This window comes from Streptomyces sp. NPDC033221, from assembly GCF_055577005.1.
On sequence record NZ_JBVIQN010000040.1, the window covers coordinates 19,649 to 34,807 of the forward strand.

The window sequence follows — 15,159 nt, forward strand, 5'->3', positions numbered from 1 at the left end:
CTGTGGAGGACCGGATGGCAGAAGTCTTCTTGCGGCGCCTGACCAGGTGGCAGGCCGAGGCACAGCGCGAGGCCGTCGCCGATCTGTACGTCGAGGCGTACCGCGGCCCCTCGGGTGAGGAGTTCCGCGGACGGGGGGCCTTTCTGCAGCGGTTCGCGGAGCACATCCAGCGTCCCGGGTTCGAGATGGTCATCGCCAGCGACCCGGCGCTGGTCGGCTGCGCCTACGGTTTCCCCGCCGAGCGGGACGGCCGGTGGTGGCAGGGGTTCAACGGGCAGGTGCCGCGTGACCTGGAGGAACTGACCGCCTCCGGCCGGGTGTTCGTGGTCGCCGAGCTGATGGTGCTGCCCGCGCACCGGCGCGGCCATGTGGCCACCCGGCTTCAGGAGACACTGCTGATCCGCAGCAACGCCACGATGGTGGTCACCCTCGTCGAGACGGCGAACGGAGCGGCGCGCTCCGCGGTACGGGCCTGGGGGTGGCAGCCCACGGGCCGGCTGCGCCGGTCCGACGACGGGGAACCGGAACTGGAGGCGTGGAGCCGGGAGCTGGCGCACTGACGCACGGCGCATCCGTACGAAGAGTGCCGGGCGCGCGGCGCGGAACGCGTACGCGCGCGGCAGGGCTCCGGGGAGCTCGCCGCGCGCGTAGACGGTGTCGGACCGCGGCGCTCGCGCACCGTAGTTTCCCGGGTCCGTGGCGTTGTCACGCCTTACCGGAGCTGCCGGGGGAGGGGCCCGTCAGGGGCGTACGCCCTTGAGGCCGTTGGCCCAGAGCTGGTTCACCTTGGCCCGCTCGGTCTGGTCCGGCTGGGAGTTGGTGCAGGACGGGCCGGGGCCGCCACCGGACATCAGCTCGCTGCACGGGCCCTCGTAGTGGTCCGGCAGGCCCAGCACGTGGCCGGTCTCGTGCGTGGTCACGCGGGTCGAGTCGTACTCCTGGTTCTGCTTGTAGTCCAGGAAGACGAATCCCTTGCCGTGGCCGTCGGAGCTGGCGTACGAGCCGCGCGCGTCGTCGCCCTCGCGGTACTGGAAGTCGCCGCCGCTGCCTTCCTGCAGCTTGACGTTCTGCACCGCGCCGTTCCAGATCTGGGCGCTCTGGGATATCTGGCTCTTGAACGTGGGGGCCGCGCTCGCGTCGTAGGTGACGGTGACGACCTTCAGGTTCGGGTGGGCCGCCTGCTTGGCCTTGACCGACTTCATGACGGCCTGGAAGAACGCCTTGGTGTCGGCCTTTTCGGCGGCCGAGCCGGCGTACGCGGCGGCCGTGACCCGGTGGGTCTGGGGGGCGGAGGAGACGGAGGTCGCCGTCGCGGGGGCCGCAGCGGCCAGCGTGGCGACGAGGCCCAGGCCGAGCGCTGCCGACAGCGCCGTCTTGGGAGATCTCATGGGGGGACTCCTTATCGTCCGTGGGGCCGTACGGTCGCCGTGTGGGGAGGCGGCCGGGGCCCTGCGGATGAACTCTTGGTGCCGGTGAGTCTGTTCGAGATCGTCCGGGGCGCGGAGATGCCAGGTGGTGATAGCACCAGGTGATATCCCCGGGGGAAAGCGGACCGAGCGTGTCCGAAGAGTCTGGTGTGACGTGCGCAAACGTCGTTATGCTCCGGTCGTGGAGCTCGAAGTGAGGCATCTTCGTGCGCTGTGCGCGATCGCCGACGCGGGCAGCGTACGCAAGGCCGCGCGGCAGCTGGGCATGTCCCAGCCTTCCCTGACGACCCAGCTCCGCCGCATCGAGAACGCCCTGGGCGGCCAGTTGTTCTTGCGCGAGCGGACCGGCAGCCGGCCGACGCCGCTGGGGCACTCGGTGCTGAGCCGGGCCCGGCCGATAGTGGCCGACATGCGGGCACTGGTCGACGAGATCGCCTCCGCCTCGCTGCGGTCCGGCGTCGCGCGGCTGTGCATCGGCAGCACCAGCAGCCGGGCCGTGGCGGGCTGGCTGCGGCGGCTACGGGCCAGGCTGCCCGACACGGAGACCGCCATCCGGATCGACGTGTCCGCCAACGCGCTGCTGCAGATGGTGGCGATGGGGCAGCTCGACGTCGCGTTCGTCCACGAGGTGGAGGGGGCGCCGCTGCGCCGGCCCGACGGACTGGTCGAGCGGGAACTGATCGCCCGCGAGCCGCAGTTCGTCGCGCTGCCGGCCCAGCACCCGGCGGCCCGCCACCCGGTGGTCGACCTCGCCGAGCTGGCCGGTGACCAGTGGATGGTCGACCCGTCGGTGGACGGCGAGTGGACCGGGCTGCGCCGGGTCTTCACGGCGGCGGGCCTGAATCCCCGGGTGGTGCACGGTGACTACCTCACCGCGGCCGACCTGGTCGCGGCGGGCGAGGTGGTGACGCCCTGCCAGCCGACCTCCCGGCCCCGGCACGGCATGGCCGTGCGTCCGCTGCGCGGCGACCCGCTGGCCGTCCGCCTCTTCATGGCCCACCGTCCCGGTGCCGCCCCGGCCGCGCCCGCCGACGCCCTGTTCGCCGACCTGACCGCCGCGTACATGGAAGTGGCCTGGGAGAGCACGGCGTACCGCGAGTGGCTCGTACGGCACGACGGCCCGTTGCCGATCGCGACGTGAGGGGAGCCGCCGGAGCGCGTCCGCTCGGCGGTCCGGCTCCGCGCACGGCGGTTCCCAGGAGCCGTCGTACGAGGAGCCGGACCGCGCCGCACGGCGCCGTGTGACCTCATCCGCGCGGACGCTTGGGGTCGAGCCGGCCCGCGACCACCTCCTGGGCCACGTCGGTCAGCAGCCGCTGGTGGGAGCGGGCGTAGCGGCGCAGCACGGTGAAGGCGGCCTCGGGGGAGAGACCGTGCCGGGCGGTGAGCGCACCTTTGGCCTGCTCGATGATGACCCGCGTGGTCAGGGCGTGCTCCAACTGGGCGGCGAGGGTGCGGCCCGCCTCGACTTCGTGCTCGCGCAGCAGGGTCACGGCGGCGAAGTCGGCCAGCGACTGGCCGAGCGCCATCAGGTCGCCGGTCAGCGGGGTGTCGCGGGTGGCGAGCAGGACCAGGGCGCCGACCGGCCCGGTGTGCCCCCTTATCGGCAGGGCCGCCGTGTGGGTGCAGCCCAGGGTGAGCGCGCGGGGCGCGTAGCGCGGCCAGCGCTGCCGGGCCACCGCCCCGGTCAGGGCCGTACCGCCGAGCGCCGTGCCGGAACGGCGGCAGGCGGGGCCGGGGCCTTCGTTCCAGTTGGCCGCTTCCCGTTCCAGACGGCACACGTCGGCGTCGGACGCCGCCACTTGGAGGGCTTCCCGGGCTCCGGGGGCGAAGACGACCGCCGTCGCCCGGACGGCGAGCAGTTCCCTGCTGCGTTCGGTGAGCCGGGCCAGCAGCGTGGGCACACCGGGCGGCCCCTGCCCTCCGCCGCCCGCCAGCTCCACGAAGACGGACGCGAGGTGGTGCGGAGCTGTGGTCATTGGGTGAGGTCCCCTCGGTGGGTTCAGCTGCCCTGGGCGAGTTTCAGCGTTCCGCGTACGATCTGCGCGGCGACGGCGTCCGGCGGCTGCCCGTCGGCGAACGCCCGCGCCTTGATCATGGCGAGCGCGTCCTGCACCCGGCAGCCCGCCTGGACGGAAAGTATCCCGGCGGCCTGCTGGACACAGTCCCGGTGGTCGGCGCCGTCGTACAGTTCGGGATCGGCGTCGGGGCCGAGCAGCACCGTACGGGTCAGCGCGTCGGCGATCACCGTGAGGACGCCGGCGGCGGCCACGCCGTCACCGGGGTCGAAGACCGCCAGCGCGCCGATGCACGAGCCTTCGGTCCGCAACGGTGCCGAGAGCACCTCGCGGATGCCCAGCGAGGTCAGCGCGGGCCCGTAGGCGGGCCAGCGGCTCTCGATGGCGCGCCCGGCCGCGGAGACCGGGCAGCCGCTCACCGAAGCGTCGTGCGCCGGCCCCTCGCCGAGCATGAACTCCAGGTCCTGCGCGGCCCGGGAGGGCTCGTCCGACGAGGCGACGGAGAGCTGGCCGTGGTCGGGACCCGTCAGCGTGAGTGCCGCGCTGGGCGTTCCGCACGCCTCCGCGACACCGGTCATGAAGCGCGGGCGGCTGGTCTCGTCCCCGCGCCAGGCGGAGATCCGGTCGGCGTACGCCTCCTGGAGGCGTGCGGAGGACAGATGGCACTCCGCCGACCGCCGGTAGGCGTCCGCCAGATGCAGGTGCAGACCACCGCCGGCCGAGGCCGCCAGGATCTCTTGCTGTTCGGCGCAGGCGGTGGCGTGCTCGGCACGCTGCCGGGCCCTGGCCGCACGGCGACGCGCCAGCTGCACCTGGACGTCCCTGCGTTGGCCCCAAACCATGTTCTCAGCGTACGCCCGTGGTGGCGCTCAGTCGTCGCTATCGCTGCGGTCCGCCTCCAGCAGGAGGACGACTCCGCCGTTGTGCCGGTCGAACGGGGAGCAGAGCACGTTGCAGGTGATGGGGCGTCCGATCCGGTTGACGGCGGAGACGCGCGAGGGGGCCGTACGCTTGCCCGACTCCAGGCACTTCTCGACGGCCGGGCGCAGCATCTCGGTGGGCAGCCCGAAGTCCAGCGAGAAGAACGGCTCGTCGATCACCTCGTCCGGGCGCAGGCCCCACATGTCCACCGCGCCGCGGTTCCAGCTCTTGACCTTCCGCTCCTTGTCGAGGACGACCACACCCGCGGCGATGGAGGTGACGACCCCTTCGAGGAAGGCACGGGCCTCGTCCAGCTCCTCCGTACGGGTGCGCATCTCCTCGTTCATCTTCTCCAGCTCTTCGTTGCCCGACTGGAGTTCCTCGTTGGTCGTTTCCAGTTCCTCGTTGGTCGACTGGAGTTCCTCGTTGGTGGTCTCCAGCTCCTCGATGCTCGACTGGAGCTCTTCGTTGGTGGTCTCCAGCTCCTCGTTGGTGGACTGGAGCTCCTCGTACGCCGTCTCCAGGTCCTCGCGCACCCGCTTGTTCTCGGCTTTCAGCTGGGTGGAGACCGTGACGTCGGTGAAGGTGATGCTGGTGGCGGCCAGCAGGCCGTTGGAACCCATCAGCGGCTGGATGAGGATGTCGAAGTACTGGGTCTCCTCGCCGACCCGCCGCTCGGCGCCGTTGACCCGCAGGGTGCGGCGCTCGTGGGTGGCCTGCTCGATCAGCGAGCGCAGCTCCACGGGCCGGTAGGAGATCTCCAGGTCCTGGAAGGGCCGGCCGATGTCGTTGGAGGCCAGGCCGAACTGCGCCCGCGCCTGGCTGTTGATCAGTACGGCGGTGCCCTCGCCGTCGACCGCGATGGACGGGGCCGGGGCGGCGTCGAGGATCAGGTCGCGCAGCTGCCGGCTGCGGGCGGCGGTGGTCAGCTTCTCGGTGCCCATCCCGGCCCGGACCTTCGCGGGCGTCGGGGGGTACGGCGGTCCCGAGTCGCCGGGGCGCCGGCGGAAGGCGCGCTGGCGCATGCTCAGCACCTCGAACCGCTCGGCGTCGTTGAGCAGCATCTCGGCCTTGCCGAGGAAGAGGAAGCCGCGGTCCCGCAGGGCGAAGTGGAACCGGTCGATGATCTGCCGCTGCGCCTCGACGTTGAAGTACATCAGGGCGTTGCGGCAGACCAGCAGGTCCAGCCGGGAGATCGGGGCGTCCCGGGTGATGTCGTGCCGTCCGAAGATGACCCGGCGGCGCAGGTCGGTGCGGAAGTTGAAGCGGATGCCGTTCTGCTCGAAGTAGGTGTCGCGCAACTCCGGGGAGAGCGGTTCCAGGGCTTTCGCCGTGTACAGGCCGGAGCGCGCGTCGCGCAGCGCTTCCTCGTCCACGTCCGTGGCGTAGATCTTGACCCGGTTCAGGGCCTCCTCGACGCCCATCGCCTCGGCGAACATCATGGCGAGCGAATACGCTTCCTCGCCGCTGGAGCAGCCCGCGCTCCACACCCGGATCTCCTCGTCGGAACCGGCGTCCGCGAGCAGCTCGGGCACGACCTCGCGCTGGAGGAACGTCCAGGCGTCCGGGTCGCGGAAGAACGACGTCACGTTGATCAGGATCGTGTTGAAGAGGGCGTTGAACTCATCGGCGTTCGTCTCCAACCGGTCGCGGTAGTCCGCATAGGTCTCGGTTTCGACATCGGCCATCCGCTTGCGGATGCGCCGGCCCAGCGACGAGCGCTTGTAACCGGTGAAGTCGAACCCGCGGGCGTCCCTCAGAAAACCGAGCAGCTGCTCCAGTTCCTCATCCGTCTCGATATCCCGAGCTTGCCCCATTACCGCCTCTTGGTCTCGACAAGACCGCGGATCACCGCGGCGATCTCTTCCAGAGGCAGCACGAAGTCCACCGAACCCGTACCCACCGCCGCCTCCGGCATCCCCTTGAATTCGGCCGTACGGGGATCCTCGGAGATCACCGTGCCGCCACGTGCCTTGATGGCGTCCACGCCCATGGCGCCATCGCTGCCGGTCCCGGTCAGCACACAGCCGATCGCCTGCGCCCCGAAGGCCCCGGCGACCGACTCGAAGAGCAGGTCGGCGGAGGGGCGCAGGAAATGGATCAGTTCGCTCCCGGAAAGCGTCAGCGTACCCCCGGGGCCCACCAGAAGGTGCCGGTCGGGGGGTGCGATGTAGACCGTGCCGGGCCGGGCCCGCTCCTCGGCCTCGGCCAGCTTGACCCGCATGCCGGTACGCCGGCCGAGCACCTCGGCGATGACGGTGCGGCGCCGGGGGTCCAGGTGCTGGACGACCAGGACCGGAACCGGGAAGTCCGGGCCGAGGGGCCCGAGGGCCGCGGTCAGGGCCTTGATGCCGCCCGCGGACGACGCGAGGGCCACGACCTCGAAGTGGTCCGCTGCGCTGCGGTCTGCCGTCACGTTCCGAGCTTATCGAAAGCCGGGCCCGGTGGCGGGTACGCGTACGTGCCAACGTGGGAAAACGGCCGCACCCGGCCCACGGGCGCCGGCGGACGGCGCCGCGCGGACCGGGTGCGGCGGTGGAACGGGGCCGTGCCGGGCGCGGTCCCTGGTGGGGAACGCGCGGCCGGCCCGGCGGCGGGCGGGTCAGCCCTGCTTGGTCTCCCAGAAGATCTTGTCGATCTGGGCGATGTGGTCCAGGGCCTTCTGGCCGGTCGCCGGGTCGTTGGATCCCTTGGCGGCGCTCAGCGCCTTGAGGGTGTCGTTGACCAGCTGGTGCAGCTCCGGGTACTTCTCGAAGTGCGGGGGCTTGAAGTAGTCGCTCCACAGCACCGAGACGTGGTGCTTGGCCAGCTCGGCGCGCTGCTCCTTGATGAGGACGGCGCGGGTACGGTAGTCCGCGTCCTCGTTGGCCTGGTACTTCTCCTGGACGGCCTTGACCGACTCGGCCTCGATACGGGCCTGGGCCGGGTCGTACACGCCGCACGGCAGGTCGCAGTGGGCGCTGACCTTCACCTTGGGGGCGAACAGGCGGGAAAGCATGTTCAGTCCTTCCTCGTGATCGTCTTCTCAGGTGCGAGATTACTCGCCGCGGGAAGGCTTTTCTCGGGTGGCCCGGGGGTCTTAGGGCAAAAGGCCGGTTCCGGGCCGGGACTGATGGAGGATGGGAACGGTGACGGGCGACCGGGCCGTGGCGGTCACCGGACCGGGACCGGGAGGTGTGGCGGGGATGCCGGAGCGGGTGGAAGAACGCGGACCGGAGCAGGGTGCGGAGCACGGGCGGGAGCGCAGGGGACTGCTGCGGGCCTTCGGCCTCGCCGAGGTCTACAACCCGTCGATGGTGCCGACGCTGCGGCCCGGCGACCAGCTGGTGGTCCAGTACGGAGCGGTGGTACGGCCGGGTGACGTCGTCGTGCTGCGGCACCCGTTCCGGCAGGACCTGCTGATCGTCAAACGGGCCGTCGAGCGGCGCGACGGCGGCTGGTGGGTCCAGGGGGACAATCCGTTCGTGGCGAACGACAGCCGCGAGTTCGGGGTGGTGCCCGACGAGCTGGTGGTCGCGCGCGCCCGGGTGCGGGTGCGGTCGCCGCGCGGTGTTCAGCGCTCGGTGCCGGGCGTGCTGTCCTGGGTGGTCTCCGCGGTCCGGCCGGTACGGGCCGGCCGCTCGCTGTCCAGGCGCTTGCGGGCCCGGTAGGCGGCGACGTTGGCGCGGGTCGCGCAGCGGTCCGAGCAGTAGCGCCGGGAGCGGTTGGTCGAGGTGTCGAGGTAGGCGTTGCGGCATGGGCGTGCCTGGCAGATGCCGAGCCGGTCCACGCCCAGCTCGGTGAGCTGGAAGGCCAGGCCCATGGTGGCGGTGGCGGTGTAGCCGGCGGTGGCGTTGGCCGCGTGGTCGGCGATGTGCAGGTGCCACTTGGGGCGTCCGTCGTCGTCGCGGAACTCGTGCCCGGAGATCTGCGGGCTGACCGGGAACTCCATCATCAGCGCGTTGAGCAGGTCGACGGCCCGTACCTCGTCGCCCTCGTCGGCGGCCTCGAAGACGGCGCGCAGCCGGGCGCGTACCCCGCGCAGCCGTGTCACGTCGCTGTCGGTGGCCCGGCGGGCCATCTGCTGGGCCGGTCCGAACAGCCCGCGTACGGCCTCGACCGAGGTGAGGGTGTCGTCGCCGCGCTCGGGCTGCTCGGTGTTGACCAGGCGAACGGCGTAGTCCGAGTAATAGGCCAGTTCCACTTGTAGTCCTTACGGGCGCGGTCTAGGGTTCGTAAGAGGTGTTGTTGCTACGAGGGTATTACGGCCTGGAGGTAACGGTATGACCGAGACCGTCGTCGGTGCTGACTGGCAAGGGTGGCAGGACAGTTGGGACCGCCAGCAGGAGTGGTACATGCCGGACCGCGAGGAGCGGTTCCGCGTGATGCTGGACATGGTCGAGGCGCTGGTGGGCACCGAACCCCGGGTGCTGGACCTCGCATGCGGCACGGGCAGCATCTCCGACCGGCTGCTCAAGCGTTTCCCCAAGGCCGTCAGCGTGGGCGTGGACCTCGACCCGGCGCTGCTGGCCATCGCCGAAGGGTACTTCGCGGGTGAGGACCGCGTGACGTTCGTCCGCGCGGACCTCAAGGACCCCCGGTGGACCGAAGCCCTGCCCCACGACTCCTACGACGCCGTGCTCACCGCCACCGCCCTGCACTGGATGCACACCGGACCGCTGCGCGGACTGTACGGACAGCTCGGCGGGCTGGTCAGGGAAGGCGGCGTCTTCATGAACGCCGACCACATGCCCGACGGGGACACCCCGCGCATCGACGCCGCCGAGCGTGTCTTCCGGCACGCCCGGCAGGACGAGGCCAAGGAGGCGGGCGCACTGGACTGGCGCGCCTGGTGGGACCGGGCCGCCGCCGACCCGGTGCTGGCCGGACCGACCGCCGAGCGCTTCGCGATCTACGGCGAGCACGCCGACGGCGACACCCCCTCGGTGTCCTGGCACTGCGAGGTCCTGCGGGAGTCCGGCTTCGGCGAGGCCCGCGCGGTGTGGCGCTCGCCCATGGATGCGCTGGTCCTCGGACTCAAGTAAACCCCGCACGGCCCGTCCGGCGGGCCGCGCCCATGACGGGCGGTACGTACGAAGGCGCCTGCCGCGCCCGTACGTACCGCCCGTCATCGGTGTCCGCCGCTCTCCCGCCGGTGTCAGAGCACCTTGGACAGGAAGGACTTGGTGCGCTCGTGCTGCGGCTTGCCCAGCACGTCACGCGGGTGGCCCGACTCGACGACCACACCGTCGTCCATGAAGACCAGCGAGTCGCCGACCTCCCGCGCGAAACCCATCTCGTGCGTGACGACGACCATCGTCATACCGTCCGCGGCCAGGTCCTTCATCACGTCCAGTACATCGCCGACCAGCTCCGGGTCGAGCGCCGAGGTCGGCTCGTCGAAGAGCATCAGCTTCGGCTCCATGGCCAGCGCGCGGGCGATCGCGACGCGCTGCTGCTGGCCGCCGGAGAGCTGCGAGGGATAGTTGCCGGCCTTGTCGGCCAGGCCCACCCGGTCCAGCAGTTTGCCCGCACGCTCCCGGGCGGTCGCCTTGGACTCGCCCTTGACCTGGACGGGCGCCTCCATGATGTTCTCCAGCGCCGTCATGTGCGGGAAGAGGTTGAAGCGCTGGAAGACCATGCCGATGTCGCGGCGGCGCGCGGCGACCTCGCGGTCGCGCAGCTCGTACAGCTTGCCGTTGGCCTCCCGGTAGCCGACCAGCTCGCCGTCGACCGACAGCCGGCCGGCGTTGATCTGCTCCAGGTGGTTGATGCAGCGCAGGAACGTCGACTTGCCGGAGCCGGACGGGCCGATCAGGCAGAACACCTCACGGGGCGCGACCTCCAGGTCGATGCCCTTGAGGACATGGGCCGCGCCGAAGGACTTGTGGACGCCCTCGGCCTTGACCATCGGGGTGGACTTGCTGGTCATGCGGCACCTCCGGCCGACGAACGGTTGGCACCACCGGACAACCGGGCCCGCAGCCGCTGGACCGGGGTGGGCGGCAGCTGGCGGCTGGCGCCGCGGGCGTAGTGACGCTCAAGGTAGTACTGGCCGATGCTGAGCACCGTGGTCGCGATCAGATACCAGGCCGCGGCGAGGATGAGCATCTCGACGACGGGGCCGGCGTCGCGCCCCACGTTCTGCGCCGACTGCAGCAGGTCGTAGTACTGCACGGCGATGACCAGCGAGGAGGTCTTGAGCATGTTGATGACCTCGTTGCCGGTCGGCGGCACGATCACCCGCATCGCCTGCGGCACGACGATCCGGCGCAGCGTCTTGCCGTGGCTCATGCCCAGCGCGTGCGCCGCCTCGGTCTGCCCCTCGTCGACGGCGAGCAGACCGCCGCGGCAGATCTCCGCCATGTACGCGGCCTCGTTGAGCCCGAGGCCCAGCAGCGCGCACAGGAACGGGGTCATGAAGTCCGACCACTCGTCCTTGTAGACCGGCATGATGTCGATGTACTGGAAGACCAGGCCCAGGTTGAACCAGAGGAACAGCTGGACGTAGACCGGCGTACCGCGGAAGAACCAGACGTAGAACCACGCGACCGTCGAGGTCACCGGGTTCTTCGACTGCCGCATCACGGCCAGGATCACGCCGAGGACGATGCCGATGACCATCGACAGCACCGTGATGATCAGGGTGTTGCGCAGACCCCGCAGGATGTCCGCGTTGAACATGTACTCGGGTATCGCGCCCCAGTTGACCTTGCCGGCGGCGAAGGCCCGGACGAGCAGGGCGAGCAGCGCGAGGACGACCAGCGCCGCGACCCAGCGCCCGTAGTGGCGGACCGGGATGGCCTTGATCGGCTCGGGTGCGGGCGGCGGGGCGTCCGCCGGCGGCTGGGCCGGCTTGTCGACGTCAACTGACACGGGTGTTGCCTTTCAGCGTTCGGCGGGAGGGACGGGCCGTGCGCGGGCCGGTCGGGCACGCGGCCGGGCGGGCTCGGACGGGCGGCTCAGCTGCCGCCGTTGAGCTTGACTTCCTTGACCGCGGCGTCGGTGACGTTCCACTTCTTGAGCACCTCGGCGTAGCTGCCCTTCTTCACGATGGCCTCCATGGCCGCCTTGAGGGCGTCGCGCAGCTTCGCCCTGTCCTTGGGCACCGCGATGCCGTACGGGGCGGCCTTGACCGGCTCGCCGCCGACCAGCTGGAAGTCGTTGCCGCCGCCGGAGGTCTTGACCGCGTACGCCGCGACCGGATAGTCGCTGGAGACCGCGTCCACACCGCCGGTGCGCAGCCGGGTCTGGGCCTCGGTGTCGTTGTCGAACGCCTCGATGGAGATCGCGTCCGTACCGGACTCCTCGCACTTCTTCGACTGGTCCTTGGCCAGGTCGTGCGAGACGGTGCCGCGCTGCACCGCGATCTTCTTGCCGCACAGGGCTTCCCAGCCGTCGATGCCCTGGGTCTTGCCCTTCTGCGTGTAGATCGAGACGCCGACGTCCAGGTAGTCGATGAAGTCGACGCCGTCACTGACCTTCTTGCCGGTGGTGCTGTCCACGCCCTGCTGGCGGTCCTTGGTGTCGGTCATCGCGGACATGGCGATGTCGTAGCGCTTGGACTTCATGCCGCCCATGAGGGTGTCGAAGGTGGCGTTGTTGAAGTTCAGCTTGACGCCCAGCTCCTTGCCCAGGGCGGCCGCGAGGTCCGGGTCGATGCCGGTGACCTGGCCGTTGGTGCGGAACTCCACCGGCTTGTACGTGATGTCGGAGCCCACCTGGATCATCGCCTTGTCCTGGATGTCCTGGGGCAGCAGCTTGAACAGGGGTGCGTCGGGGTTGCGGTTCTTGGCCGCCTCGCGCTTGGCGATCGCCGCGTCGGTCTGGTCGCCGCAGGCGGTGAGCAGCAGCAGCGAGGCCGCGACCGCGGTCGCGGCGGCCACGGCTGAACGAGACCTGCCGGGGGCCGGGCGACGGGTGGGGCTTGCGGTCATGCTGATCCTCCTGCGGATGAGGGAGAAGCCGACTGGCAGGGGCCGGGCACACACCTTCGGGCGTCGCGACCTCGTTTGGTGACGGAATCTTGCCATCCGGACACCGCTATCCGGACTGTCGTACAGGTCAAAATCGGATAACGGACGTGAACGAAGCCCCACATGCCAGGCGCCCCTAGGGGAACGCGCGCCCGACGGCGGGTGGCGGGGCGGGCGGTGCGGGCCGTTGTCTCGTATGACGGACAACTTGCAGGGCACTTCCGATGATTAGCGCTGTTCGCGCCTATTGTCGGAGTTACGAACCGGAGGGTAACGAATCCGACTCGTCGGGGCGCACGCCCGTCCGGTAGAAAGGTTCGTTACACCCCTCATCCGGGGCTCAGGGCGCGCGTGCGGCGCGCCCGGCGTCCGTACCTCCCCCCGTGGGGCGGCCATCCGTCACGCAGGGCACGGACGCGGTGCCCGCCCACCCCTTGACCAGGGAGTGGTCACCCTCAACTGATTGACGAACAAAGGGGTTGAACCAGTGACAGCCAAGACCGCCCAGGCCCACGACGGCGGCAACACGCCCGCGGACACGGACGCCAAGGGCGCATCCGGCTCCGGACCGGACGGCGGGCAGGGCCAGGACCCCGCCTTCCTCCTGCACCGCGGCGGCAAGATGGCGATCCAGGCGACCGTTCCGGTGCGTGACCGCGAGGACCTCTCCCTCGCCTACACCCCCGGCGTCGCCAAGGTGTGCAGCGCCATCGCCGAAGAACCCGAGCTGGTGCACGACTACACCTGGAAGTCCCAGGTCGTGGCCGTCGTCACGGACGGCACCGCGGTCCTCGGCCTCGGTGACATCGGCCCCGAGGCGTCGCTGCCCGTCATGGAGGGCAAGGCCATCCTCTTCAAGCAGTTCGGCGGCGTGGACGCGGTGCCGATCGCGCTCGGGACGACCGACGCCGACGAGATCGTCGACACCGTCGTGCGGATGGCGCCGTCCTTCGGCGGCGTCAACCTGGAGGACATCTCGGCGCCCCGCTGCTTCGAGATCGAGCGCAAGCTCCAGGAGCGGCTGGACATCCCGGTCTTCCACGACGACCAGCACGGCACCGCCGTGGTCACCCTGGCCGCGCTGCGCAACGCCGCCCAGCTGACGAACCGTTCGCTCGGACAGCTGCGCGCCGTCATCTCCGGCGCCGGCGCGGCCGGCTTCGCCATCGCCAAGATCCTCGTCGAGGCGGGCATCGGTGACGTCGCGGTCTGTGACCGCAAGGGCATCGTCACCGCCGACCGCGACGAGCACCTGACCGACGTCAAGCGCGAGCTGGCCTCCTTCACCAACAAGGCGGGTCTGTCCGGCTCGCTGGAGTCGGCCCTGGACGGCGCGGACGTCTTCATCGGCGTCTCCGGCGGCACGGTGCCGGAGGAAGCGGTCTCCAAGATGGCGAAGGACGCGCTGATCTTCGCCATGGCCAACCCGAACCCGGAGATCCACCCGGACGTCGCGCACAAGTACGCGGCGGTGGTCGCCACCGGCCGCAGCGACTACCCCAACCAGATCAACAACGTGCTGGCGTTCCCCGGCATCTTCGCCGGCGCCCTCCAGGTGCGCGCCAGCCGTATCACCGAGGGCATGAAGCTGGCCGCCGCCGAGGCGCTGGCCTCGGTGGTCGCCGACGACCTGAGCGCCGACTGCGTCATCCCGTCACCGTTCGACGAGCGGGTCGCCCCGGCGGTCACCTCGGCGGTCGCGGCCGCCGCCCGCGCGGAGGGCGTGGCGCGCCGCTGACCGCGTGGACGTGGGAAGGCCCCGCCTGAATCCCGGGCGGGGCCTTTTCGCTGCGGTACGGGCCCGTGCGGCGCGGCGCGTGTCACACCGCGGCGCGGTACCGCCCGGCCCCCGGGCGCCCTACGTTGGGATCATGTTTGCTGCCTACGCCGCCCGCATCGACCACGACCAGCCGCTGAACGGCCTCGAACTGGGCGAGCGCCCGGCCCCCGAGGCACGCCCCGGCTGGACGACCGTCAACGTCAAGGCCGCCTCCCTCAACCACCACGACCTGTGGTCGCTGCGCGGCGTGGGCCTGGGCGAGGAGGCGCTGCCCATGATCCTCGGCTGTGACGCGGCCGGCACCGACCAGGACGGCAACGAGGTCGTCCTGCACTCGGTGATCGGCCAGAGCGGCCACGGCGTCGGCCCGGACGAGCCGCGCTCCATCCTCACCGAGCGCTACCAGGGCACCTTCGCCGAACAGGTCACCGTCCCGGCCTGGAACGTGCTGCCCAAGCCGGAGGAACTGTCCTTCGCCGAGGCCGCGTGCCTGCCGACGGCCTGGCTGACCGCGTACCGGATGCTGTTCACCAACGCCGGCGTACGGCCCGGGGACAGCGTGCTCGTCCAGGGCGCGGGCGGCGGCGTGGCCACCGCGGCCATCGTGCTGGGCGCGGCGGCCGGCCTGCGGGTGTTCGCGACCAGCCGCAGCGAGGACAAGCGCAAGCGCGCCGTCGAACTTGGCGCCGAGGCCGCCCTGCCCAGCGGCGAGCGGCTGCCGCAGCGGGTGGACGCCGTGATCGAGACGGTCGGCGCCGCCACCTGGTCGCACTCGGTGAAGTCCCTCAAGCCCGGCGGCACGCTCGTCATCTCCGGCGCCACCTCGGGCTTCCATCCCGAACGCACCGAACTCAACCGGATCTTCTTCCTGGAACTGAAGGTCGTCGGCTCGACCATGGGGAGCAAGGACGAACTGGCCTCGCTGCTGAACTTCTGCGCGGCCAAGGGCGTCCGGCCGGTCATCGACACCACGCTGCCGCTGGACCGGGCGCGCGAGGGCTTCGCGAAGCTGGCCGAGGGCGAGATGTTCGGCAAGGTCGTCCTGACCGTCTGAAGCG

Annotated in this window: 16 protein-coding genes; 6 read left to right on the forward strand and 10 right to left on the reverse strand. The window is 70.9% G+C overall.

The window, feature by feature from the left end:
- The first annotated feature begins 14 nt into the window (after window positions 1-14).
- Entirely contained in the window at window positions 15-560 is a 546-nt protein-coding gene (locus ACZ53K_RS36120) for a GNAT family N-acetyltransferase (protein ID WP_468845389.1), read from the forward strand.
- A 180-nt stretch (window positions 561-740) separates the two neighbouring features.
- Here the strand turns inward: ACZ53K_RS36120 and snpA are convergent, their stop codons facing one another.
- Window positions 741-1,388, reverse strand: coding sequence for a snapalysin (snpA, locus tag ACZ53K_RS36125; protein WP_468845391.1), 648 nt, complete (start codon window positions 1,386-1,388; stop codon window positions 741-743).
- 220 nt (window positions 1,389-1,608) lie between these two features.
- Here snpA and ACZ53K_RS36130 point away from each other — a divergent pair, with 220 nt between their 5' ends.
- Window positions 1,609-2,568 (forward strand): LysR family transcriptional regulator, encoded by a 960-nt coding sequence (locus ACZ53K_RS36130; RefSeq protein ID WP_468845393.1) that lies wholly within the window; start codon window positions 1,609-1,611, stop codon window positions 2,566-2,568.
- 106 nt (window positions 2,569-2,674) lie between these two features.
- On the opposite strand, the gene ACZ53K_RS36135 is transcribed toward ACZ53K_RS36130, so the two are convergent.
- From ACZ53K_RS36135 to sodN, 5 genes are all read right to left on the reverse strand, one after another.
- A complete protein-coding gene (locus ACZ53K_RS36135) occupies window positions 2,675-3,406 on the reverse strand; it encodes a GAF and ANTAR domain-containing protein (RefSeq protein ID WP_468845395.1) in 732 nt (243 codons plus the stop codon).
- A 23-nt stretch (window positions 3,407-3,429) separates the two neighbouring features.
- Window positions 3,430-4,287 (reverse strand): GAF domain-containing protein, encoded by an 858-nt coding sequence (locus tag ACZ53K_RS36140; protein WP_468845398.1) that lies wholly within the window; start codon window positions 4,285-4,287, stop codon window positions 3,430-3,432.
- A 27-nt stretch (window positions 4,288-4,314) separates the two neighbouring features.
- Window positions 4,315-6,183 carry a CheR family methyltransferase gene (locus ACZ53K_RS36145; protein ID WP_468845400.1) on the reverse strand — a complete coding sequence of 623 codons (1,869 nt, stop codon included), beginning with the start codon at window positions 6,181-6,183 and terminating at the stop codon, window positions 4,315-4,317.
- Window positions 6,183-6,782, reverse strand: coding sequence for a chemotaxis protein CheB (locus tag ACZ53K_RS36150; protein WP_468845403.1), 600 nt, complete (start codon window positions 6,780-6,782; stop codon window positions 6,183-6,185). The genes ACZ53K_RS36145 and ACZ53K_RS36150 overlap by 1 nt, the downstream gene beginning before the upstream one ends.
- 186 nt (window positions 6,783-6,968) lie before the next feature.
- Complete coding sequence (gene sodN, locus ACZ53K_RS36155) at window positions 6,969-7,364, reverse strand: superoxide dismutase, Ni (RefSeq protein ID WP_468845405.1); 396 nt, start codon at window positions 7,362-7,364, stop codon at window positions 6,969-6,971.
- Between the two features lie 187 nt (window positions 7,365-7,551).
- Here sodN and sodX point away from each other — a divergent pair, with 187 nt between their 5' ends.
- Complete coding sequence (gene sodX / locus ACZ53K_RS36160; protein ID WP_468845521.1) at window positions 7,552-8,016, forward strand: nickel-type superoxide dismutase maturation protease; 465 nt, start codon at window positions 7,552-7,554, stop codon at window positions 8,014-8,016.
- Here the strand turns inward: sodX and ACZ53K_RS36165 are convergent.
- Window positions 7,920-8,549 carry a CGNR zinc finger domain-containing protein gene (locus ACZ53K_RS36165; RefSeq protein WP_468845408.1) on the reverse strand — a complete coding sequence of 210 codons (630 nt, stop codon included), beginning with the start codon at window positions 8,547-8,549 and terminating at the stop codon, window positions 7,920-7,922. The two genes, sodX and ACZ53K_RS36165, sit on opposite strands and share 97 nt — an antisense overlap.
- Before the next feature lie 79 nt (window positions 8,550-8,628).
- On the opposite strand from ACZ53K_RS36165, the gene ACZ53K_RS36170 reads away from it, so the two are divergent.
- Window positions 8,629-9,390, forward strand: a complete 762-nt coding sequence (locus ACZ53K_RS36170) for a class I SAM-dependent methyltransferase (protein WP_468845411.1) — start codon at window positions 8,629-8,631, stop codon at window positions 9,388-9,390.
- 113 nt (window positions 9,391-9,503) lie between these two features.
- Here the strand turns inward: ACZ53K_RS36170 and ACZ53K_RS36175 are convergent, their stop codons facing one another.
- The 3 genes from ACZ53K_RS36175 to ACZ53K_RS36185 all read right to left on the reverse strand — a co-directional run bounded on the left by ACZ53K_RS36175 (window position 9,504) and on the right by ACZ53K_RS36185 (window position 12,282).
- Window positions 9,504-10,256: an amino acid ABC transporter ATP-binding protein gene (locus ACZ53K_RS36175; protein WP_468845524.1), complete on the reverse strand. Its 753-nt coding sequence runs from the start codon at window positions 10,254-10,256 to the stop codon at window positions 9,504-9,506.
- A 17-nt stretch (window positions 10,257-10,273) separates the two neighbouring features.
- The gene (locus ACZ53K_RS36180) at window positions 10,274-11,221 is read right to left on the reverse strand and encodes an amino acid ABC transporter permease (RefSeq protein ID WP_468845415.1); all 948 of its coding nucleotides are present in this window, start codon (window positions 11,219-11,221) and stop codon (window positions 10,274-10,276) included.
- Between the two features lie 86 nt (window positions 11,222-11,307).
- Window positions 11,308-12,282, reverse strand: a complete 975-nt coding sequence (locus ACZ53K_RS36185; RefSeq protein ID WP_468845418.1) for an ABC transporter substrate-binding protein — start codon at window positions 12,280-12,282, stop codon at window positions 11,308-11,310.
- 526 nt (window positions 12,283-12,808) lie between these two features.
- Between ACZ53K_RS36185 and ACZ53K_RS36190 the strand changes: the two genes are divergently transcribed.
- The gene (locus ACZ53K_RS36190) at window positions 12,809-14,059 is read left to right on the forward strand and encodes an NAD(P)-dependent malic enzyme (RefSeq protein WP_468845421.1); all 1,251 of its coding nucleotides are present in this window, start codon (window positions 12,809-12,811) and stop codon (window positions 14,057-14,059) included.
- A gap of 133 nt (window positions 14,060-14,192) precedes the next feature.
- Window positions 14,193-15,155: a zinc-binding dehydrogenase gene (locus tag ACZ53K_RS36195; protein WP_468845423.1), complete on the forward strand. Its 963-nt coding sequence runs from the start codon at window positions 14,193-14,195 to the stop codon at window positions 15,153-15,155.
- Window positions 15,156-15,159: the final 4 nt, after the last annotated feature.

Coding starts and splice junctions, on each gene's coding strand:
- ACZ53K_RS36120 (WP_468845389.1), top strand. CDS start 15: ATGGCAGAAGTCTTCTTGCGGCGCCTGACCAGGTGGCAGGCCGAGGCA.
- ACZ53K_RS36135 (WP_468845395.1), bottom strand. CDS start 3,406: ATGACCACAGCTCCGCACCACCTCGCGTCCGTCTTCGTGGAGCTGGCG.
- ACZ53K_RS36140 (WP_468845398.1), bottom strand. CDS start 4,287: ATGGTTTGGGGCCAACGCAGGGACGTCCAGGTGCAGCTGGCGCGTCGC.
- sodN (WP_468845405.1), bottom strand. CDS start 7,364: ATGCTTTCCCGCCTGTTCGCCCCCAAGGTGAAGGTCAGCGCCCACTGC.
- ACZ53K_RS36195 (WP_468845423.1), top strand. CDS start 14,193: ATGTTTGCTGCCTACGCCGCCCGCATCGACCACGACCAGCCGCTGAAC.
- ACZ53K_RS36175 (WP_468845524.1), bottom strand. CDS start 10,256: ATGGTCAAGGCCGAGGGCGTCCACAAGTCCTTCGGCGCGGCCCATGTC.
- ACZ53K_RS36145 (WP_468845400.1), bottom strand. CDS start 6,183: ATGGGGCAAGCTCGGGATATCGAGACGGATGAGGAACTGGAGCAGCTG.
- ACZ53K_RS36185 (WP_468845418.1), bottom strand. CDS start 12,282: ATGACCGCAAGCCCCACCCGTCGCCCGGCCCCCGGCAGGTCTCGTTCA.
- snpA (WP_468845391.1), bottom strand. CDS start 1,388: ATGAGATCTCCCAAGACGGCGCTGTCGGCAGCGCTCGGCCTGGGCCTC.
- ACZ53K_RS36170 (WP_468845411.1), top strand. CDS start 8,629: ATGACCGAGACCGTCGTCGGTGCTGACTGGCAAGGGTGGCAGGACAGT.
- sodX (WP_468845521.1), top strand. CDS start 7,552: ATGCCGGAGCGGGTGGAAGAACGCGGACCGGAGCAGGGTGCGGAGCAC.